Origin of the sequence: Dolichospermum heterosporum TAC447, from assembly GCF_024584745.1 — a bacterium.
Lineage (GTDB): Bacteria > Cyanobacteriota > Cyanobacteriia > Cyanobacteriales > Nostocaceae > Dolichospermum > Dolichospermum heterosporum.
Window position 1 is genome coordinate 986,581 of sequence record NZ_CP099464.1, and the last position, 21,945, is coordinate 1,008,525.

A 21,945-nucleotide genomic window follows, 5' to 3' on the forward strand; every position below is an offset into this window, starting at 1 on the left:
GGGGTATACCTGAAATTACAGTACCTCTATGTAAATAGTCATTACGCGCTCTTACTTTTTGCCTAATTAACAAATCGTTATATGAATTCTCCACAACAAGTTGATATCAAGTCAGAAATTATGACTATGCCTAGCTGGTTGCGTCGCCCCATTGGCAAAGCCAGTGAAATCTCTACTGTCCAACGTATCATTAAGCAGCGACAAATTCACACAATTTGTGAAGAAGGGCGTTGTCCGAATCGGGGTGAATGCTACGCCCAAAAAACGGCGACTTTTTTATTAATGGGTCCAACTTGTACCCGCGCTTGTGCTTTTTGTCAGGTAGATAAGGGTCATGCGCCAATGGGGTTGGATGAGGAAGAACCCCAAAAGGTGGCAGAATCAGTACGGCTTTTAGGGTTGCGGTATGTGGTATTAACTTCTGTCGCCCGTGATGACTTGGCTGATGGGGGGGCTGGTCATTTTGTGAGGACAATGGAGACTATTCGCCAGATGAATCCCGATACTCAAATTGAGGTGCTGACATCGGATTTTTGGGGTGGTGGGGGTGTGGCAGTCCAACGTCACAGTTTGGCGATGATTATTCAGGCTCAACCGGCTTGTTTTAACCATAATGTCGAAACAGTCCGTAGGTTGACTCCAACTGTGCGCCGAGGGGCAAAATATGACCGTTCGTTGGCTGTATTAGCGACGGTTAAGGAGTTGAATGATCAGATTTCTACGAAGTCAGGTGTGATGGTGGGACATGGGGAAACTATGGAGGAATTAATTGAGACAATGGCGGATTTGCGATCTGTAGAATGCGATCGCCTTACCATTGGTCAATATATGCGTCCTTCTTTAGACCATCTACCTGTTAAAAAATATTGGACTCCAGCGGAATTTACAGAACTGGGCAATATAGCCAAGGAAATGGGATTTAATCACGTCCGTTCCGGTCCCCTGGTTCGTAGTTCCTATCACGCTGGGGGGGAGTAGGGGGAGTAGGGGGAGTAGGGGGAGTAGGGGGAGTAGGGGGAGTAGGGGGAGTAGGGGAGAGGAATTTTACTGATGACAACGGACAACGGACAACGGACAACGGACAACTGACAACTAACCAACTTTACAAAAATATTTTTAAAGAATTTGCAAAATTGGCGCGTGAGTTTGCTATTTCTTAAAAAGTCACTAAATTAGGAGAACCGCTTATGACTGCTAAAGGCAAACCTGCTGCTAAACCTTCCTACGCTTTCCGTACTGGCTGGGCGTTGTTACTTTTGGCTATTAACTTTTTGGTAGCAGCTTACTACTTCCACATCATTGAATAGTTAGAACTAGATCGGTGCTGTTTAAATCGTGCCTTTAAATAAACCTTTGGGACGAATAAGCAGCACCACAATCATGATTAGTAGAGCTATACCTTGCTTGTACTGTGAACCTAGCCAGGGGGTGCTAACTTCTTGGGCAATACCAATAATAAAGGCGGCGGCGATCGCTCCATAAGGATTGCCAATTCCTCCCAAAATCACTGAAGCAAACAAAGGTAAAATTAAAAACCAACCCATATTTGGACGCACTGCTGTAATTAGCCCGTACATACTCCCACCTAAAGAAGTGAATGTCCCAGCAATTACCCAAGTCCACAAAATTACCCTATCAACATTAATACCAGATACTCTAGCTAAATCTAAATCATCAGCTACTGCCCGCATTGCCTTACCAATTTTCGTATTTTGTAGCAAGTAGTGTAGCGATAAAATCGCCAAAATAGCTAATCCCATTACCAATAATTGATTTTGCGGTACTTTTAAAGTCCCAAATTCTAAAGCCGGAATCACGGGCAAATTATAATTTTGGTTTTTACCTCCCCAGAGAAAAATAATCCCATTGCGGAGAAATAAAGCTAGACCGATAGAGATAATAATCAGTGTTGTCGAACTAGCACGGATAGACCGCATTTTTGACCATAGCAATTTTTCTGCTAGTAACATTCCTCCCACAGTTCCCACGGTAGCCACAATCATTGACAACCAAATATTTAGACCCATAGCATTGACCATGAGAGTCAAATAAGCTCCTAATGTGAGAAAATCACCGTGGGCAAAATTAGACAACCGCAAAATCCCATAGGTTAAGGTCAGTCCTACTGCTGCTAAGGCGATAATGCTACCAACAGCGATACCGTTGATAATTAATTGAGCAAATTGTGTAATATCCATAAATATGAAATTATGGTGAAATTATTGTGAATTTTTGAAGTTGTTATTGCTGTAAATGATTGTATCCAATCATCTTTAGGATCTCCGTCACATTCATAAATGCCGTTTATGGGTTATCTAAAAAAGCACTTGCAGGTTAATATACATAAATACTGGTTACATTTTTATTTGTGGCAGGGTGTTTTTTAGCGGTCTAGTTGACCATGCAGCAATTCTCAAGCTTACAGGATTATCCGGTAAACGTAACAGGTTCTTCAGACCTGAGATATAAGCGACACCAGCAGTTTGGCACGCTCACTGACGACGGTTTTAACCGCCTTCAGTTTTATGGGCGCACAAAATTACTCAAGGGACGTTTCACAGTTAACCCTCCATTCCTCCCATCATCAAACTGAGTACAGTTTTGGTGGGGGTCTCCTGGAGGTTTAGATGAATGGTAGTACAAGACTGGAGGTAAAGAGATGCTAGTTTTTGAATTTAAAGCTTACGGAAAATCAGTTAGACGGAAACTCCCGGTTGAGAACAATTGAACAGATGCGGTATCAGTTGTGGCTGGAAAGCAGCTTAAATCAGTTGCAAATTCGTCTTCAGGATTATCTGATTTCTGTGGCTACTACGACTGCATTAGGAATAGCCACAGAAGCAGAAATTTTGCAAATCGTTGTCAATGAACTTCATAAAGCATTAAGTGATAGTTTAATTGCGTCTGCTCAGTATATTGTAGGTATTGCTCTGTTTGAACCACAGCAAATAGTGGGTCGAATCGCTTATATTTCCTATTTACCATCATTAATTCCCAATTTCGAGCTAATACCCCAAGTTGAAAAAAAGCTGTCTTTGAGACTGCATAAATCTATCAATCTGCAAGATGTACAGGAAATGGAAACTCAAAAATACCAAAGTGCTTGGTATTTATTTGAGGATACTCAAGGAATCAAAGCGTGGTTAATCATCAGCACCAGCAATTTTTTACCCGACTGTAAATTACTGGAGGATACTTTTTACCCTCTGAAGTTACAATTAATCACAAAAACTGTGGAAAATTGTCGCACAGCTTTAACACAACTTTTACAAATAAAATCTTCGCAGAAGTATTATCAGGATTTAGCTAGTTTAAATAAAGAACTAAAGCGTACTAATCAACTTAAAAATCAGTTTTTGGCAAATACTAGTCATGAAATCCGCACTCCCCTAAGTTCAATTATTGGTTTTACCCATTTGCTATTAGCACAGGGTTATGAACCTGAGAAAGTCCGTCATCAAGAGTATTTACGGATTATTCAATCTAGTGGTAAGCATTTATTGGGATTAATTGATGATATTTTGGATCTCTCGAAAATTGAAGCCAACCAACTAGAAGTACAATGGGAAGTAGTTGATATTTATATTTTGTGTCGGAATGTTTTGGCTTTGGTAAAAGAGAAAGCTACTCATAAAAATCTAACACTGCATTTAGAAATTAAACCAGATATTAAAAATCTCATAGCTGATCCTTTGCGACTTAAACAAATGTTATTGAATTTACTTTTCAATGCTATCAAATTTACGATGAAAGGTAGTGTTGGCTTACAGGTTTCTAGTGAGGATGAATTTTTGCGGTTTACGGTTTGGGATACTGGTATAGGTATTTCTTTTGAAGATCAATCTCGACTATTTCAACCCTATAGTCAAGTGGTTAATCCCGCCGTCGATCGTAATGAAGGTACGGGTTTGGGGTTGGTAGTGACTCAAAAATTGGCAGAAATTCATGGTGGTTATTTAGAGTTAGAATCTGTGGTTGATCAAGGTTCTCGTTTTAGTATTTTACTTCCTCTTAAACCAACGGGAGAAGTTTTAGCAGCTATAGAAACAACAGCAGAATATGATTTAGAAGTGGTTAGTCATCCTTGTGATGATGATCTGACTCCATCGCCTGTAATTTTGCTGGTGGAAGATGATTTACCCAATGGGGAATTAATGGAAATTTATTTAAAAAGATTAGGATATCAGGTGAACTGGGTGAAGAATGGGGCAAAAATGTGGAATAGTATCGAAGAAGTAGAACCAGCAGTGATTTTGATGGATGTGAGTTTACCTGATGCTAATGGTTTAAATTTGGTGCAGCAATTACGGGAAAACCCCAAATATCAGCATATACCGATTATTGCTCAAACGGCTATGGCAATGAAGGGCGATCTCGAAAGTTGTCTTGCGGCTGGTGTCAATGAGTATATTTCTAAGCCGATAGATTTAAAACTTTTAGCCAGTCTGGTGGCTAAGTATTGTCCCTGCGTAAAAAAATCTACTAAGAGTCAAAAATAAAACCCTACGATTCTGGGCAAGCACGGGGGGATTGCCCCTACTGTCAACCCGAAAATGACGGGAGAAGGGAGGTAGGGGAGGTGGGGGGGTTGGAGAGGTGGGGGGGTTGGAGAGGTGGGGGGGGTTGGGGAGAACAGAAGTTTTTTTCGATCATTACCCGTCAAAATAAATTTGACGAACTACTAATACTAAGTAGGTGAACACAATACAACCAATCTGTGTAAGGAAAAGTAAAATTGCCTAAACTCTCTTCACTCTTGCCTCTTGCCTTGCCATAACGACGATTTTCAATGCTAACCTACTATGCTATAGGATTTTTACCGATTTAGAATGGTTGGTTTATTTACGTCGTGTTGTCCTAGTATTCTTCATTAAGCTGTAACTACGACTTTTTCTCCTTTTAGCATCCGCGAAGCTGCTTCTAAAAGTGCTTCTTCTAAATAGGGTTTAGTAAAGTAGCCACTAGCACCAAGTTGTAGTGCCATTTGTCTATGTTTATCTGCACCACGAGAGGTAAGCATGGCGATAGGTAAGTTGCCAAAAGAACCATCTTTCTGCATTCGAGACAGCAATTCTAATCCATCACAACGAGGCATTTCAATGTCACAGAAAACGATATCGCAATATAAACCGGAACGAAGTTTATCCCATGCCTCTTGCCCATCACGGGCTTGTTCTACCCGATAACCAGCTTTGCTAAAGGTAAGAGATAGAAGTTCTCGAACTGTGATGGAGTCATCAACGATTAATACTGTTGTTTCTACTTTGTCAGCGGAGATGGTGTTTACTGATGGTGAATTTGTTTGCTGCCAATTGCCACCGATATTTTTAGACATCTTGCCTTGGAAGATGTCGATGATTTCTAGTACGTCAGCAATGGGCATGATCATACCGTCACCAAGAACTGTAGCACCAGCTACGCCACTTGGTTTAGGTGCTGGTCCTTCAAATTGCTTAATTACAATTTCTTGTTCACTGAGGACTTGATCAACTTGTAAAGCGATCATTGTATTGCCTGAACGGATAACGATGACAGAAATCATGTCATCATTTTTTTTAGTCCCATAGATGTTGCCACGACTAAGTTGACGGTTAAAAACTAAGATATCTTTTAAAGGCTTGAAGGGTAGAATAATCTCTCTCCAGACGATAAATGATTCTCCGTCAGCATCTTGCTGAATGTTTTTGCTGGGAATATTTAGGGTATCTTCCACACCATCCATTGGAAAAGCGATTCTGGTGCGATCGCAGATGCAGAATAGGGCTTTACAAATACTTAGGGTTACGGGTAGACGAATGGTAAAGGTCGTTCCTTGACCTAGTGTAGAGTCAGTACCAACAGTACCGCGAATTTCGCTGATATCGTTGTGGACGACGTTCATGCCCACACCCCTACCTTTGATATCGTCTACTTCATCGGCGGTACTAAAGCTGGGGAGGAATAAAAGTTCGTAAGTGTCAATCCGAGACATGGTTTTTGCCTGTTCGGGGGTGAGGATACCTTTTTTAACGGCTTTGTTTTTAACTTTTTGATGATCAATACCTGCACCGTCATCACTGACAGAAATAATCGTTTGGTTTCCTTGTTGTAGGGCGCGAATATTAATGATACCTACGGGTGATTTACCTGCGGCTTCCCGAACTTTTGGGGTTTCAATGCCGTGAGAGATCGCATTATTGACCATATGAGTCAATGGATCTGTGAGACGATCCAAAATCATCTTGTCAACTAAGGTATCCACTCCTTCTGTGACTAATTCTACTTGTTTGCCATATCTAATGGCATTATCCCGCACCCCTCGCCGTAACCGATCAACAGCTTGGCTAAATGGAACCATTCGGGCTTTTGTCAATCCTTCTTGTAGTTGACTAGTTGCTTGGCGTAACTGTCTTGCTACCTGTTCTGTTTCTTCGGTAACAAAGTCAATATCACTGGCTGACTCCCGGACTCGCACGATGAACTCAATCATTTCTTGCGCCAGGATATGGAAGGGCGTAAACCGATCCATTTCAATTTCGCTAAACCCGCGATTATGGGAATTGCCTGATGGTGGTCGATCATGTTCTCGAGAACGGCGACTGGATAGGAGAGAGGCTTCTAAGAGCGATCGCTCGTAGTATTCCTGCATCCTCACTCCCACATCTGATAGATGCTGTACCTGAACCAAAAGACTATCTAGAGACTGTCGCAGACGCTCATGATCCTGCTCTAATGTATTACGATTTACCACCAACTCCCCGACTAAGTTACTCATATCATCCAGTTGCTTAACTGGAATTTTCATACTTTCTTCTCTTATCATTCGTCGAGTTGTCGGACGGGGGATGGGAATTTTGCTAGTAGAAGTTTTTCCTGATGGGGCAGACGAACCAGATATTGTTTTATCAGCCTGTTCTAATAAATCCTCTAATTCACTAAATTCATCTTCTAATCCCAAGGAAGAAAAAGTATTTTGAGAGTTTGTGACTACAGGTTGAACAATTACTGGTGTCTGTCCAATAATTATCTGTGCTTCTTTGTCTCCCACCTCATCCAACAATGCTTCTAATGCTGCTAAATCTTCCCCTGAGATAGATTCTGACTCCTGATTAGTAAAGTCTCCTAATGCTGTGGATAAAAGTGCTTCTATCGCCGTAAAATCATCTATTGAAGATGCTTCTACTATATCTTCTACAGGTTCATCCAATAATGCTTCTATTGCCGCAAAATCATCTATTGAAGATGATTGTAATGGATTTTCTAACTCTAATTCTGAGTAAGTTTCATCCACTACGGCACTATCTGTAGTTATTGCTGTTAGCAAAATTGAGTCTAATTCTAAGTCGAAATCTGCAAAATTAGAGGTAAAATCTAGATCAGTGCCGGCTTTAGAAGACGTTATTTCCTCTTTAAACAAAATCAAACCGTCATCATTGCCATCTTTAACAGGCTCAAAAATTTCTTGATCTGCTGTTACTTCTGGAGGTTGAGAAAAACTATTAATTTCTGGTAGAAATAATTCTCTAGATTGGGAAACATTGTTAGAGTTGACATCTATAAAATCACCAAATAAATTATCTATGGCTTGCGCCCCAGTATCGCTATCTGATGTGAAGAATAAATCAAAATATTCTTCTTGGGAAGTTGGATTAAACCCTTTTTTATCTAGATGATTATTTGTCGTTAATTGCTGATATTTTGTGCCAATTTCAACAGATGCACTAAATAAACTCTCCTCTAGTTCTTTAGCTATATCTTGACTAATTACAGAGGTGTTTTCTGAGTCACTTATGCCTAGATCATCCCAGAAGTTATCTGGATCATCTACTGAATTAGCAAGATTAGTTGTTATTTCTGGTGGACTGAATAAATCATCAATTTCATTGACTAGTGGTGGCTGGGGTTTTACCGCTGTAAATAAATTATCTAAAGATAAACTTTCTGGTGCCGATGGTTTTATTTTTGATGTTTTTACATTGGTAGGAATAACTTCTACTGGAAAATTGGTATCTGTATTTGCCGATAAAAAGGAATTATCAAAATTGATTTGAGGTTCTGTAGCTATTTCTGCTATCGCAGTATTTTCTGATTCAGTTGTTTCATCTGTAAATATTAATTCATCATCGGCTATGAAGGTCAATAATTCTTCTAAATTATTACTACTATTTGTCTCATTTTCAGAATTAGGCTGCCGTGATTGTCTAGAAATTGAGATTAATTCTAGCAACACATCATCTGATGGAAATTGCAAATCTGTATGATTTGACAACAGATTACTAGATTCTATCGGTTGATAACTAACTGTTTCCGCTATATCCCCTGATTCTAATAAACTATCATCAAATAAGAGACTTAAATCCTCATGATTATTTGCAGTTATCTTATGTATATTGTCATCTTCAAAGAAGAGTAAATCAGCTAAATTGTGATTATTCTCTTCAACTTCACTGTTGGTAATTGGTAACTGATAGTTGGTGATATCTTCTAATATTTCTTCTTGTTGCCAATTATTTTCTAAATCGGGGGTATCACCTTCAAATAAATCAGCCAGAGTGTTTAACTCAGAGATTCCTATTTCTGGAGAGTTCTCAGTGCTTTCGGACACAGTTGATTGATGATCAAACAAAGCTGGTTCGGTAAATCCATTGATGTTGGGTTCTAAATTTATTTCTTTCGTATCTGTAAATAAAGTTTCCCCAATTTCCGTTTCTGCAAATTCTAATAACTCCAGTTGTGCAAGAGGAAACAGATTTTCTAATTGTTGACTAATAGTAATTTCCCCATCTTTATGTTGGAGAACTAATTCTTGCGCTTGCTTAATTTCAGTAATAATTATTTTGGCTAAAGTTAAATAACTATTATCGGGATTGGATATAGCCAGGGCTGCTGATTCACACAGATTACACCAATTTGATAAATTTAATTCTCTACCAATTTTTACTAATTGATGACAGCATTCTTGTAAATTGTTACGGGAAGTCTCTAGGTTAGTTTTTTTAAACTGTTGCAACATTTCCCGCAGAACTTGTAACACCTGTGCTTGAAACTCTCTCCAATCCTGATTTTGTTTATTTGGTATCCGTGAATTTTGTATCTGTGGGGAAACAGGTGGCTCTATGTGCAACCGGGTAGGAGATGCGCTACTAGGACTTAATACTTGATTATTACCCTGTTTTAGCAGTAGTTCTATATGCTCATTCAGCCATTGCATGACTGGTTCAGTTTTTGACATCAAAGCTTGAGCTTTTTCCTCTGATAACCCAAAGGGATTGCCAAGATTGTCTATCAAGGCTTTTAATGTATCACAGATGTCCAATAGCAAAGACTCTAATCTTTGATCTACTTGAATAGGATGTTCTTTAAGAATTTTGAAACAATCCTCAAGACGGTGGGATGTGTGCTGAATACTACTCAGACCTAACATAGCTGCACCACCTTTGATAGAGTGGGCTGCACGGAAGACTTCATTAATCATTTCTGAATCTTCCAGTGTCCCTTGAAGATTCAGTAGTCCTTGTTCAATAGTGTTTAGGTGTTCTCTGGCTTCTTCGAGAAAGTAACCTAAAATCCGTTGTTGTTGTTCCGGCTGCATAGTTAATTAAATCGGCTTACTACAGGTAAAAGGTGCAAGAAAAGGCGCATGGTAAACAAAAAAGTTAACAGACTAGTACCGCAGGGCAAAAGTCAAAAGTCAAAACGAAGACAGTATAGGCTTTTTAACGATTTAGAATGGTTGGTTTATTTACACCGTGTTGTACTAGGCACAGAGGTAGACATTAATTGTTCCTTTTGCCTTTTGACTTTTGCCTCTTACCTAGATTCGATAGTTTCCACTCGGAAGCGTTCCACGGAGGCAATTAAATCGCGGGATACTCCCACTAAGTGTTGCAAAGCTCCAGAAACTCGCTGTGCTTCTTGAGAGGTTTCTTGCGCCGTTAATTCCACAGATTGCATGACTTGGGCGACAGCACGGGAGGTTTCCGTTTGTTCTACGGTATCACTGGTAATTGATCGTACCAAAATATCAATGTGATCGGCTACCTGGATGATATTATCTAGCGATCGCTTGGCTTCTTCTGCTAATTTAGTCTGATGAATTACCTGTTGTGTCCCTTCCTCCATAGCTGTCATCACTGAGCTAGTTTCACTCTGAATTTGCATCACGATTTGCTCAATTTCTTTTAAAGACTTCGCAGATCGATCAGCCAACTGTCGCACTTCATCAGCGACAATAGCGAATCCTCGACCCGCTTCTCCTGCTCTCGCCGCTTCAATACTGGCATTAAGAGCCAATAAATTAGTTCGAGAAGCAATCTGTGAAACTATGGCAACAATAGAGTTAATTTCCTGGGAAGATTCCGCCAAACGTTTCACTTTGCGAGTAGTTTCTGCCACAGTTTCCCGAATTTCCAAAATCCCTGCCACCGTATTTTCTACCGCTTCGCCCCCTTTCTGAGCAATTTTACTAGCATCACGGGCTACAGTTTCCGCTTCCCTGGCTGCCTCTGCTACCCGTTGAATGGAATATGTCATTACCTGTACAGAATTCAACGTCACAGCCAACTCTTCTGCCTGTCGCAAAGCATCCCCAGATAAAGCTCTCGCAAAGGTTTCTGAATTAGTTGAACCTTGAGTTACATCCCGTGCCGCCACTTTCACCTGTTGGACAATATCCCGCAGGTTTTGAATTGTCAGGTTAAAGGCATCAGCTACCGCTCCCAGTACGTCGGCTGTGACTTCAGCTTGAACCGTCAAATCTCCCCTAGCTGCTCCTTCTACGTCATCCAGAAGGCGAATTACCTGACGTTGAAGGTTTTCCTTTGCTTCTTCCATTTCAATGGCTTTACGTTGCGCCTCATTGGTAGTTGTGAAAATTACCCTAGCCATATCATTAAAGCCAGTAGCCAAGTAGCCTAATTCATCTTGTGAATAAACAGTAGCTTCCACATTCAAATTACCTTGACGCACAGAATCAAACTGAGCTTGTAAGTCCTTCGTAGTCCGGCGAATTTGTTTAAGCGTGAGATTCCCCATAAACCCGGCAGTAGCTGCACCTGTAGCTCCCGCCGCCAAAGCCATTAACAACCCTGTATTTCTCACGGATTCCCGTTGTTGAGCCGGTGAAATGGAAATTGCCAAAGCACTAACCAGAGCTACACCCAACATTGATACCAAACCGACGCTGCCAGCTATCCACCATTGTTTATGGTCTAAGGAAGCATTTTCAAAAGGTCCAAATAGCCCTTGTTCTGAGGTGACAATTGGTTCTGTCCTCGCAACGTCTGATTGGGTAAATATCCGAACTGCTTCCTGAGCGCCTGTAATTGTGAATAGTTCTTCATCACGATGACTGAGATCCTGATAGGTATCCCCTCTTTCATTAGCGAATGAGTTATTCACAAATTGAGATTGGGAATTTCCCTGAGTATCCAGGGATTCTGACAGCATTCGCCTATCATCAAAACTATCATCTTCCGTGAGTTCAAATCCGGGGATATCACCGAGATCATCAAATTCATCAAAGTCGTTGAGAAAATCTATATTGTTCTTGCGAATATTTCCACTAGAGATATTACTTGTATCTTGAGTGGAAACAAAGGTTTCACTCCCCGAATCTACTTCAGCCTCTGACCCAAAAGCCGATTCAAACGCATCTAAATCAAAGCTATCATCATCAAAATTATTTTTTCCTGATGAGGAGTTGAAATTAAACTGCCGTTGTGGTGGCACAGAATCGGTGATAAATGATCCTGATTGCTGATTGAGTTGGGTCTGTGATCTAGGTGCAGATTCCCCAGATATATTATGCAGTAAACTATCTTGGCTACTGAGAGAAAAGTCCTCTTCCTGGCTATTTTGCCAATTATTTCCTATATTATTATCGTTGTTGACAGCCTGTTCATTAATCTCCAAATATGTATTTTTTACACTAGTGGTTAAGTCTGGAGAATTATCATCCATCAATTTATCTATATCTTCATCTTCCCCCATGAATAGCTCAGTCTGATTTTCAGAATCATCATCAACCGATAATTTAGTTTCTGCAAAAGGTGAATAGCTCTCCTCACCATTACTCATGACTGAACTGCCATTAGCTAGATTGTTATTAATATCCCCATGATTATGATCGGCAGAAATTCCTTCTTGCCAAAAAGGTGATAATTCTAATTGATCTGATATCGGATTATCCGCGAGATATTCACTAGATAAGCCAAAGGGATTATCAGTTGTGGCAGTATCCAATGAATCGCTATCAAATTCTAGACTATCTGGATCACTAAACGGATTATGTTCTTGAATATCTAGGGGTGATTCGTATTCTTCAAAGGAGTTCATTTCCAGGTTGCTACCATGCCAATTCCCCATAACTCCTGAATCTAAAGATACTTCAGTTGTCCCCTGAGACAGAGATTCATCATCACCAAAGGACTGTGTAAACTCATCTATAGTTGCTAGACAATTATGAACAAGACTAACACTTTCTTGATCATCTGTTAGACGCAATACTATTTGATACTCACTCCTAGCTACATCATATTCTTGCAACATATAGTAGATGTGTCCCTTTAGCAAATGTGCATCAGGGTCATCTGGTGAATTCTGCATCAACTGATTAATCACTATCGCAGCTAATTCATAATCTTGCTGCTCATAGGCTGTTCTAGCTCTATCATAAGTTATGTCTTGAGAATTTATACGTGCTTCCATTTCCTCCCTCCCAATTGAATTCCGACTAATTTCACCCTGCCCACCGCGCACTTCGCAAAATTGCTATTTGATCCAGTAGTCGCAAATATTTTTTTTCTTTTTCTGTATCAAATAACCATTCTCCACGCAGAAACGGAGCCATCGCATCTGGTACGTTATTTTGTGGCATTAGATACTGTACGTCAAGCCAGTCCATCCCACAAATTTCTTCTACCCCTAAGCCTACTATCGTATCCTGATCTTCAATGGCAATGACTGGAATTTCTGAGCAATCCGTGTTTAATGGCGTTGTTTCCCCCAGAAATTGACCCAAATCAGCCACCCAAATCAAGCGCCCCCGTAAGTTTAGCGTACCTAATAGTAAGGGCGATGTGTTAGGAATTGGTGTAATCTGATCAGGACTAAGTTCAATTACTTCCCGAATTCCCGTGGCTTGCAGGGCAAACTCCTGACGTGAGGGCAGATAAAACCGCAAATGCAACTCACCTTCAGGACTTTCTAGTTGTAATTCGGGACGAAATTGATCTTGCCCTGTACCACTTAAAAAATCTGGTTTACTAACCATATTATTTTCATCCTTGTCCTCGCAGGAGTTGTTTAACTGTTCCTACCAATTCAGTTGGTTGGAAAGGTTTTGCTATATAAGCATCTGCCCCTTGTTTCATTCCCCAATAGCGATCAAATTCTTCACCTTTAGAAGAACACATGACAACAGGAACATTTTGGGTTTTAGGATCAGATTTTAATCGTCGGCAGAGTTCATAGCCGTTCATGCGGGGCATGACAATATCCAAAACCACCAAATCGGGAGGTGTGGTTTGAATTGCTTCTAAAGCTTCTGCACCATCGCTGGCATGAGTAACTTTTAAGCCACTAGCTTTCAGTAGGTCTGTAATCATCTCCCTCTGGGCAATACTGTCTTCAACAATGAGAATTGTACTCATAAATGTCTATTTAGCCTCCTGATTTAGATTTCCCGTCGAGGAAAATAATTTGCGGTGATGGCAAAGATTAACTGTATAAATTAAGTCTATTATTTCTCCACTTTACTTTGTATGGAAGAGAGTTAAACAACTAAATTTTATGCCTGTGATCACATCTTCTACCCTATCTTGTCCTCAATCAACAAGTCTTATCTCCTATTTGCATACTTGGACAATGATCTAAGTTGAGATATTGTTTTACCAGCATGAGTAATTCTTGATCTGTAAAGGGCTTAGTCAGATAATCAGTTGCCCCTACCATGCTGGCACGAACGCGATCAATAAATCCGTCTTTGCTAGTCAGCATAATAATTGGCACAGACCGAAATAATGTGGAGTGCCGTAGCATGGCACAAATCTCGTAACCATCTAATACTGGCATGGCAATATCGCAGAGAATTAGATCTGGCTGGAGTTGAAAGAGGAGACTCAAAGCTTGTAAGGGATGAGTGATGGAAATCACTTCATAACCTTGCAATTTTAGAATAGACTCTATCGTCTCACAAATCACTAATGTATCTTCAATACATACTACCCGCCCTTTATGTTTTTTTGTTTCTAGGTTTTGTTTTTCTTTACTCAGTTTGTATGTGTCTGAATATACTAGTTGTAGCCAACCTTCTTGCACATAAGGATATATAGCTTTTGCTAAAGTTAAAATATCACGGTTGAGATAACGAGCTAGTTGGCGTAGAGAAGTTTTTCCATCAGCCCATTTATGTAATTTTTTGACTGTATCTTCTGGTAAGGAGGCACTTAATTTAGCCATATCGGCTAAAATGGGTAATTGTTCTGTAGATTGAATATGTGGGTATAATTGCTTCCATTCTTGCACTTGTTTGGTGATTTTGGCAACTAATGGAGCAATTTCTAAGGTGGTTAATTGTGGTACTATTGCTGTCCCTAATTCAAAGATGAAACTGCCTTGGTGCAAGCTCAACAGATCAAATAAAGTTTCTTGGACTAAGCCATAAATGATTGTCCGAGCAATTTTCGGAGTGATTATATTTTGCTCCAAAAGCGCCCAAATATAAGCATATTCTGGAGAATTAGTGACTGCTAGAGATGCCAGTTGTTTAGATTCAAGCGGCTGTTCGACTCGGTAATAGCGCAGGTAATCGTCAATCCGCGATAAGCTACTGTCATCTGCTTGGCAATAGACGATTTGACCGTTGAGAAAAAATACAAACCATGATTGTGGTGTATTTTCTCCTCCTTGCCGATTTTTGAAGGTTTCTTCTCCACTGAGTTGGTGACTTGGATATGATGTGCGGGCTTCTACCCATAATTGTCCAGTCCGTTGCCCTAACTCAATTAGTTGGAGAATACTGCAAATATCAATCTCATTTAAGTTTCCCTGCATTTAGCTACAAAGCACTCCTTGATGTTCCAGTGTTATTACTTGAGGGATTTTGAGTAGCTGGTTCATACCTCGCAACAGCACAATGTTTATTTCTATAGATTACACTCAGTCTAAATTAATAAATAAAATTTCTGAGTCTCATAAATTTCTTGATAGGCTTCTCTTACAGCTTACTCTTTGCTTTCTGATTTTGACTGTCCATGATCTCTGAATAATATTAAGTAGTATAAAGTAACAATACTTACTAAAACTAATTGAGGGTGGGTAATGGGTAAGTCCTAAGATCAAATAGGAGTTCTATATGTTCTCATGATGTCTCCCATAGTTCAATGTTGTAATATATCGGTATCCACTCAAATGAGGGACAAAAATTAGGTCAAAAGCCAGACGGCTACGGTGTACACACAAGTTATCGAATCACCATTATTCCTCAAATTACCCCACCCTAACCCTCCCCGATGCTTTGGGGGGATTGAGGGGGGTAATCTAACTTGTGTGTGATAGCCTCTGAGGAGAGAGTTAGGTAGGGAAGGGGGGTTAGGTTTCTGGAGATTATCGGTTTCATCTAATACTTTTCAAACAACCTCTCAGACTATTGGTTGAGAATATAAGTAGGTGAACACAATAAAACCAATCTGTGTAAAGAAAAGTAAAATCGCCCAAACCCTTTTGCCTCTTGCCTTGCCATAACGACGATATTCAATGCTAACCTACTTATAATCGGGGGGTTAATAAGAATAATTTTAATTAAGTATCAGCAGGTATTAATATATATGACATCTAAGAAAATAGTTTTATCTTCCTTGTGCTGCTAGACTAATGTTGAACAAAACCAAGTTGACAGAATCATCTACGGTATATCCTAGAACACGGACACAAAGTACATCAAAAGGATTGACGGTGTGCTGTATTTAGCAGAAGTACAAAAACAGAAAGGTGGCTTACTTAGTGGCGGTGGCAAAAGCGAACTAAAATTGATCGCTTGTCAACGTGCTGATCAAAATTGGAGTCCAGTCCCGGACGAAATGATTGTTACTGATGAAGCAAGTAAATTGAATGATGGTGCATTGGTACTGGTGGATTTGAGTCCAAATCGTCAAGTACAGCGGATTCAAGATGCTGGTCGTCCATTGGTGAATATTTTGCAAAATTTTTCCCGACAGGTGGAAAAGTTTAAATTTAAGGAGGAGGAAATTGACCAGTGGAAACAGTCGCTGAAGCTACAAATTCAGGAACTGAATCGTCGGGAAATAGAAATGGAATCCCGGTGGGACGAGGTACAAAAACTGGAGGATGATTCTAAGCGGATAGATACGCAGCAACACTTAATTAATACATCTCGGACGGAAATTGAGCGGTTACAGGCAGAAGTTGAACGTAATCGCCAGGATTTAGAAGGTGCTTGGGAACATCTGCGCGTTGAGCAACGCTGTTTAGAGGAGATCAGATTAAATCTTCAGCAGTCTCAATCTGTAGATAATGAGCGTGGTCAAAAGCTAAGTGATTTGCTTAATCGTTTATCTGTTACATCTGCTCCTATTAATATAGTAAAGGAAAGTCTTAATTGCGCTTTTGAATTTGCCAATAAGCAGCAGGATGTTTTGAACTTGCATTGGCAAAAGTTGGATATCCAACGTCATACGGCTAATCAGCAGCAAAGTGAGGGAGAGGAACTGGTGCAAACTTTGGGCGATCGCCAAAATGAATTGCAACAGGCACAGGGTTCTCTAGCACAAGAAATCACCCAGTTACAATCACAAATAACAATAGTTAATAGTAAACAGGAATTAACTTCCATACTCAAACAGTATTTAGAAACTGAGGAGGAATTTTACCAAAAGCTGCATCTTTTGGCGACTAAGACTGTTGCTGAGGTAGCTAAACCGGAAGTTGATGTGACGGCTTTGCAACAAATGCCTCTGAAAGAATTGGAGAAAATGGTGCAAGATTGGCAGGAGAAGTTAGATAGGGATTCTAATTTTGTGCAGGAACAGGAGCAGGAGCTTGAATACAAGCAAGAACTTATAGAAGAACTTCAACAAAAAATTGTTCATGCCACTGGGGAAGAACTAGTAAATTTAGAGTTAGAATTAGCGGATGAACAGGATCTTTATCAGATGCTGAACGAGAGTTTGGTGGGACAAAGACGCAATTTGATTGGACAACAAAAAACTCTCCAGCGGAATCAAGTGGTATTGTGGCAAAGACAAGGGATTTCGGTGGAGATTAAGGGGGAATCTAGTGATTTAGAATTACTGGTTTCCCAATTTGCAGCCGAGAAACAGCGAAAATCTGCGGAAATTGAGAAGCTAGAAAGTGATATAGCTTTGATGCTTGCTACTATTGCAGCAGATCAAGGGGCTATTGATCATCAAACTCAGGAGGTAGAAGTAAAGCGTCAGGAAGTTGATTCTATTCAGGAGCAATTACTGAACTTACGGACTGCAACTGCTGAATGTTGGGGGAGAGTGAATCTTTATCAGGAAGCTTTGCAACCTATTCAGGATGAGCTTGATAGGTTACAGGAGCAGTTAAAAAAGATTTGTGAATCTTTAACTCAAGTGCAAGCATTTGGTGATTCTCAGCTTCAGGTTGTTTTTGATCTGCGTCAGGTGATTGAGAGTTTTATAAATCTACCAGAGGTGTTGGTTTCTTAGAGGGTGTTTGAAAAGTCTAATTTATTACTTGTCTTGGCGACTGGAAGTCGCGGCTACACGGGCAAAACCCACCTTCGTGGGTTGGAACAGCTTAATTTTTTGTTAGTCCACCTGGATGGACTTTGTTTGTATAGTAAGTAGTGAGACAGAATTAATTACACAATGTCATTGCGTTAGCGCAGCGTGGCGTTAGCCATATGGAACGAAGTGAAATCAAGCAATTCCAAGGGTTGTGATTGCTTCCCTTCCCTCGCAATGACTGTAAATATTTTTGTCCAATTACTTATGATGATTAATTGAGGGTAATCCAGTCACCTTGGACTATGGCTGTCAAACCACCGGGGAAAGGATCTGTTTGGGAGCGATTGGGGGCTGTGATTAGGGCTGTGAGTTTGTCAATGTGTTCAAAGTTGGGTGCATGGGGAAGTATTTCTTGGAGGATCTGACGCATGACTCGACGTTGGACTGCTAGGGGTGCTTTTTGTAATATTCGCCTGTTTATTTGTAAATTGTCTTGATCACCATCTGCTGAGGCTTCTAGCCGCCACTGAAGGGCTGTTTGTTCGAGAAATTCTACGTCTGCTTGAAGTAGTTCTGCTGTTTGGGCTAGGTTTGCTTCTACTTGGGGATTGAAATTTTCTCTGAGATATGGAATTAGTTGTTGACGAATGCGGTTACGGGGATGCTTGAGGTTTTGATTGGTGGAGTCTTCCCATATTGGCAGATGAAATTTTTGGCAGAACTGTTCTGTTTGGGAACGGGTGATTTCTAGGAGTGGACGGATTAGGATAATATTTTCGGTGAGTGGGCGTTGCCAAGTTAATGCTTGCAAACCGTCTGTGCCAGTACCACGAATTAAATTGTATAGTAAGGTTTCGGCGCGATCGCTGGCAGTATGTCCGGTAATAATATATTGATAGTTATAACATTGGGCAATTTTTGTTAAGGCTTGATATCGCCAATTTCTGGCTGTGGCTTCACTTTTGACGGGTTGATTAGCTGTTTCTAAATAGAAGGGTGTGTGCCAAGTTTTTGCTAAATTGGCGACGTGGCGGGCGTTGGCTTGGGAGTCTTCGCGCCAACAATGATCACAATGGGCTATGGCTATGTTCCATTCCCATTTGGGTTGTAAGTCTAATAGTAATTTAATTAAACATAGAGAATCTTGTCCACCGGATACTGCAACTAATAGCCTGTTGTTGCGTGAAAACAGATTACGGGTGTGGATAGTACGATGTATTTGGGCGTGGAGGGGAGTCCATGTCATGAGAGTTTTTAATATTTCATCACCTGAAATTTAGTTCTATCGAACCTGTGATTTTGCAACTATTCTACAGTAATTTAACATCAATTATTCTTTATGACTCTTAAGACATAGTAAATTGTCGCAATTACGTAACTGGGATAGAATAATACAACTCAAAGATGTTGTTTTATTTAAATCGAATTAAAACATATCCGCAGGATCAGCAGATTGGAGTTTGCTAGTAGCGATCGCCCCAGAAATAGCACACATAATTATAGTTAAAAGTAGGACTTGTATACCACGAATTATTGTCATATACATGGGCAAATTTGTTGCTGTTCGGGTTAGTTGGTAAAGTCCTAAAGATACGGCTACCCCTGGAAAAAATCCCAAAGCGGCTAAAATTAAAGCTTCTTCAAAAACTATAGTTAGTAAATAATTATGACGATATCCTATGGCTTTGAAAGTTGCATATTCTCGTAAGTGGGCATTAACATCGGTGGAAAGAACTTGGTAAACAATAATTATTCCTACGACAAATCCCATTGATACACCGAGGTTGAAAATAAACCCAATGGGAGAATTACTACTCCAAAAATTATTTTCAAATTCAATAAATTCTTGATGAGTAAGAACCTTGACATCATCTTTTAAATAAGCTTTTAATTGGGCAATAACTTGATCGGTTTTATAACCTGGTTTGATTTTAACTAAACCGATATTCACGCTACTTGTAGGCTGTCTGGCAAAGATTTGGGAAAAGTTATTGGCACTGGTAATTAAGCTACCATCTGCCGCAAAAGAAGCACCAAGTTTAAATAAGCCACCAATAGTAATTGTATTACCATTAATTTCAGTTGTGACAGTTTTACCTTGTTGAATTTGCTTAATTGCTTGTTGATATTCTCCTCTGGCTGCCCGATCAAATAAGACTGTATTTGGTAATTTAATTTTTGGTAATTGTTGATTAATTTCTGGTAAATCAAAAGCTGGTTGATCTGGATTGATGCCAATAATTAATACTCCTGTTTCTAATCGTGTTTGGGGATTTTTCCAAATAATATGGTTACAATACATAGCTTCAGCCGATTTTACCCCTGGTACATCCATTGCTTGATAAAGTCGTCTACGAGAAAAAATAGACATACTTTGTAAGCTACGGGCTTGGGGACTAATGAGAATAATATCAGCTTGTAAACTCCGATGTAATCTAGTATTACTATCATATAAAGCAGTTTGAAACCCTGACTGCATAAACATAAGAACATCGGCAAAGGCAATACCAGATACTGCTACCAATAAACGGCTTTTTTCATGGGTAAGTTGTAACCAACCCAAAGGAGTTCGTCGGCACAATTTTTGAAAAATACTAATCATAGGAAGGAGGAGTCAGGAGTCAGGAGTCAGGAGAAAGAAGAAGGAAGTAAGAAATAAGAAAGAAATAAGAAAGAATCATGTTAAGTAATTACCAATCATCAATCACTAAAGACTAATAATTGCTTTAACTTGCATATTGGTAAATTTAGCTGCTTGGTGGCCAGAAGCTTTGTTTAGTCGGATGTGGACTTTTATTATTCTGTTATCAATATTGCTGGAAGGATCTGTATTGGTGAGGTTTTGCTTTCTTACTTGTAAGCCGATTTGTTCTACTTTTCCTTGTAATTCTTGAGAAAAAGTATCGCTAACTATCCGCGCCTGTTTTCCTTGAATAATTTTTGTAATATCACTTTCGTAAACTTCAGCAACTACATACATCTGACTGGTTTTACCAATGTCAGCAATGCCATTATTAGAAATTAATTCTCCTGGGTGAGTGTAGATTTCAAATACTTGTCCATTTTGAGGAGATTTGACATAGGCTTTTTGAAGATTGATAGTGGCTTTTTTTACTACTGCATCTGCTCGATTTAATTCGGCTATTGCTGCTTGTACATCTACCTTCCTAACTTCAGAAATTTGATTTAGGGTTGCGGAAGCTTCTTTGATTTTTTGTTGACTACTTAATTGTAGCTTTTTTAACTGTGACTGTGCGGCTTGAAGACTTTTTTTAGCAGTTTCCACATTCAAGTTTTTACTATCTCTTTGAGATGCGGAAATTGCCCCTGCTGTATATAATTCTTGATAACGGTGATTTTCGGCTTCAGCATTGAGTAATTCAGATTGCAATTTTTCTAAAGTTGCTTTTTGAGTATCAATATCACCTTGACTTTCGGCTGCTAATCTGTCAATGATGGCTTTTTGGGCGGTAATTTCTCCAGGTTTAGCACCTGCTTGAATTTGGGCAATTTTAGCTTTAATTATGTTTACTTCTGCTTTGGCTTCAGTTAATTCTGCCTGTAAGCGATCGCTATTATCTAAAATAGCAATTACCTGTCCTGTTTTTACCATATCCCCCTCTTTGACTAATATCTTCTCAACTCGACTTCCTTCTCCAGATATCGCTGCTGATAATTTAATCACTTCCCCTTCTGGTTCAATTCTACCCAGTGCTGTGACGGTTTTTATCTCTGGTACGGCTACCACAGGATTGGCTGGTTTTTGATTATCTATATCCCGAAATTTGAGGACAATAAAAACACTAATACTAGCCATAGATAAAGATGCCAGCATGGCAATAGCGATTCCTGCGGAGCGCTTCGCTATCGCTAATCGGAGAGTAAACTGAGAAGATAATGAACCTTTTAGCTTGTGGTTTTGCACAACTGCATACCTTTTCAGTGCTGTTTCAAAATTAGTTAATGAAAAATATCTGGTAGAAAACGAAATCCTAGAAAATCTTAAAATGTAGTTCCTATACTCAACGAGGTAATTTAGTCAATTTATTGGATTATAAATGACAAATCAATTCTAAATCTTTGACAGAAACGAACATTTAGAGATAATATCCCAGAATAGAAAGTCAGATGGTTAACAGATGACAGTTTTCGTAAAATTAGTATATGTAGTGAGACAGAATTAATTACACAATGTCATTGCGTTAGCGTAGCGTGGCGTTAGCCATATGGAACG

The 21,945-nt window shown here is 39.7% G+C and carries 13 protein-coding genes; 4 read left to right on the forward strand and 9 right to left on the reverse strand.

The features are described from left to right. The first annotated feature begins 81 nt into the window (after positions 1-81). Positions 82-978, forward strand: a complete 897-nt coding sequence (gene lipA, locus NG743_RS04490) for a lipoyl synthase (protein WP_027404675.1) — start codon at positions 82-84, stop codon at positions 976-978. 209 nt (positions 979-1,187) lie between these two features. Then, entirely contained in the window at positions 1,188-1,307 is a 120-nt protein-coding gene (gene psaX / locus NG743_RS04495) for a photosystem I protein PsaX (RefSeq protein ID WP_027404674.1), read from the forward strand. A gap of 21 nt (positions 1,308-1,328) precedes the next feature. Here psaX and NG743_RS04500 read toward each other — a convergent pair whose 3' ends face one another. Next, a complete protein-coding gene (locus NG743_RS04500; protein ID WP_257121588.1) occupies positions 1,329-2,198 on the reverse strand; it encodes a branched-chain amino acid ABC transporter permease in 870 nt (289 codons plus the stop codon). A 534-nt stretch (positions 2,199-2,732) separates the two neighbouring features. Here NG743_RS04500 and hrmK point away from each other — a divergent pair. Further along, on the forward strand, positions 2,733-4,499 hold the full coding sequence (gene hrmK, locus NG743_RS04505; protein WP_257122120.1) for a hybrid histidine kinase/response regulator HrmK: 1,767 nt from the start codon (positions 2,733-2,735) through the stop codon (positions 4,497-4,499). Positions 4,500-4,870: 371 nt separating this feature from the next. On the opposite strand, the gene NG743_RS04510 is transcribed toward hrmK, so the two are convergent. From NG743_RS04510 to NG743_RS04530, 5 genes are all read right to left on the reverse strand, one after another. Then, positions 4,871-9,571: a hybrid sensor histidine kinase/response regulator gene (locus NG743_RS04510; RefSeq protein ID WP_193962973.1), complete on the reverse strand. Its 4,701-nt coding sequence runs from the start codon at positions 9,569-9,571 to the stop codon at positions 4,871-4,873. Positions 9,572-9,789: 218 nt separating this feature from the next. Next, positions 9,790-12,687, reverse strand: a complete 2,898-nt coding sequence (locus NG743_RS04515) for a methyl-accepting chemotaxis protein (RefSeq protein WP_027404671.1) — start codon at positions 12,685-12,687, stop codon at positions 9,790-9,792. A 31-nt stretch (positions 12,688-12,718) separates the two neighbouring features. Continuing rightward, positions 12,719-13,252, reverse strand: coding sequence for a chemotaxis protein CheW (locus tag NG743_RS04520; protein ID WP_027404670.1), 534 nt, complete (start codon positions 13,250-13,252; stop codon positions 12,719-12,721). A 7-nt stretch (positions 13,253-13,259) separates the two neighbouring features. Next, the gene (locus NG743_RS04525; protein WP_027404669.1) at positions 13,260-13,631 is read right to left on the reverse strand and encodes a response regulator transcription factor; all 372 of its coding nucleotides are present in this window, start codon (positions 13,629-13,631) and stop codon (positions 13,260-13,262) included. Between the two features lie 178 nt (positions 13,632-13,809). Next, complete coding sequence (locus NG743_RS04530; RefSeq protein WP_027404668.1) at positions 13,810-15,033, reverse strand: response regulator; 1,224 nt, start codon at positions 15,031-15,033, stop codon at positions 13,810-13,812. A 902-nt stretch (positions 15,034-15,935) separates the two neighbouring features. Here NG743_RS04530 and hmpF point away from each other — a divergent pair. Beyond that, positions 15,936-17,690: a pilus motility taxis protein HmpF gene (gene hmpF, locus NG743_RS04535; protein ID WP_027404667.1), complete on the forward strand. Its 1,755-nt coding sequence runs from the start codon at positions 15,936-15,938 to the stop codon at positions 17,688-17,690. Between the two features lie 292 nt (positions 17,691-17,982). Here the strand turns inward: hmpF and tilS are convergent, their stop codons facing one another. The 3 genes from tilS to NG743_RS04550 all read right to left on the reverse strand — a co-directional run bounded on the left by tilS (position 17,983) and on the right by NG743_RS04550 (position 21,636). Next, positions 17,983-18,957: a tRNA lysidine(34) synthetase TilS gene (gene tilS / locus NG743_RS04540; protein WP_027404666.1), complete on the reverse strand. Its 975-nt coding sequence runs from the start codon at positions 18,955-18,957 to the stop codon at positions 17,983-17,985. A 180-nt stretch (positions 18,958-19,137) separates the two neighbouring features. Next, entirely contained in the window at positions 19,138-20,313 is a 1,176-nt protein-coding gene (gene devC, locus NG743_RS04545) for an ABC transporter permease DevC (RefSeq protein ID WP_257121589.1), read from the reverse strand. Between the two features lie 105 nt (positions 20,314-20,418). Further along, positions 20,419-21,636: an ABC exporter membrane fusion protein gene (locus NG743_RS04550; protein ID WP_257121590.1), complete on the reverse strand. Its 1,218-nt coding sequence runs from the start codon at positions 21,634-21,636 to the stop codon at positions 20,419-20,421. Positions 21,637-21,945 lie beyond the last annotated feature (309 nt).

Coding starts and splice junctions, on each gene's coding strand:
- NG743_RS04530 (WP_027404668.1), bottom strand. CDS start 15,033: ATGCAGGGAAACTTAAATGAGATTGATATTTGCAGTATTCTCCAACTA.
- NG743_RS04500 (WP_257121588.1), bottom strand. CDS start 2,198: ATGGATATTACACAATTTGCTCAATTAATTATCAACGGTATCGCTGTT.
- tilS (WP_027404666.1), bottom strand. CDS start 18,957: ATGACATGGACTCCCCTCCACGCCCAAATACATCGTACTATCCACACC.
- NG743_RS04525 (WP_027404669.1), bottom strand. CDS start 13,631: ATGAGTACAATTCTCATTGTTGAAGACAGTATTGCCCAGAGGGAGATG.
- NG743_RS04520 (WP_027404670.1), bottom strand. CDS start 13,252: ATGGTTAGTAAACCAGATTTTTTAAGTGGTACAGGGCAAGATCAATTT.
- devC (WP_257121589.1), bottom strand. CDS start 20,313: ATGATTAGTATTTTTCAAAAATTGTGCCGACGAACTCCTTTGGGTTGG.
- hrmK (WP_257122120.1), top strand. CDS start 2,733: ATGCGGTATCAGTTGTGGCTGGAAAGCAGCTTAAATCAGTTGCAAATT.
- NG743_RS04515 (WP_027404671.1), bottom strand. CDS start 12,687: ATGGAAGCACGTATAAATTCTCAAGACATAACTTATGATAGAGCTAGA.
- NG743_RS04510 (WP_193962973.1), bottom strand. CDS start 9,571: ATGCAGCCGGAACAACAACAACGGATTTTAGGTTACTTTCTCGAAGAA.
- lipA (WP_027404675.1), top strand. CDS start 82: ATGAATTCTCCACAACAAGTTGATATCAAGTCAGAAATTATGACTATG.
- psaX (WP_027404674.1), top strand. CDS start 1,188: ATGACTGCTAAAGGCAAACCTGCTGCTAAACCTTCCTACGCTTTCCGT.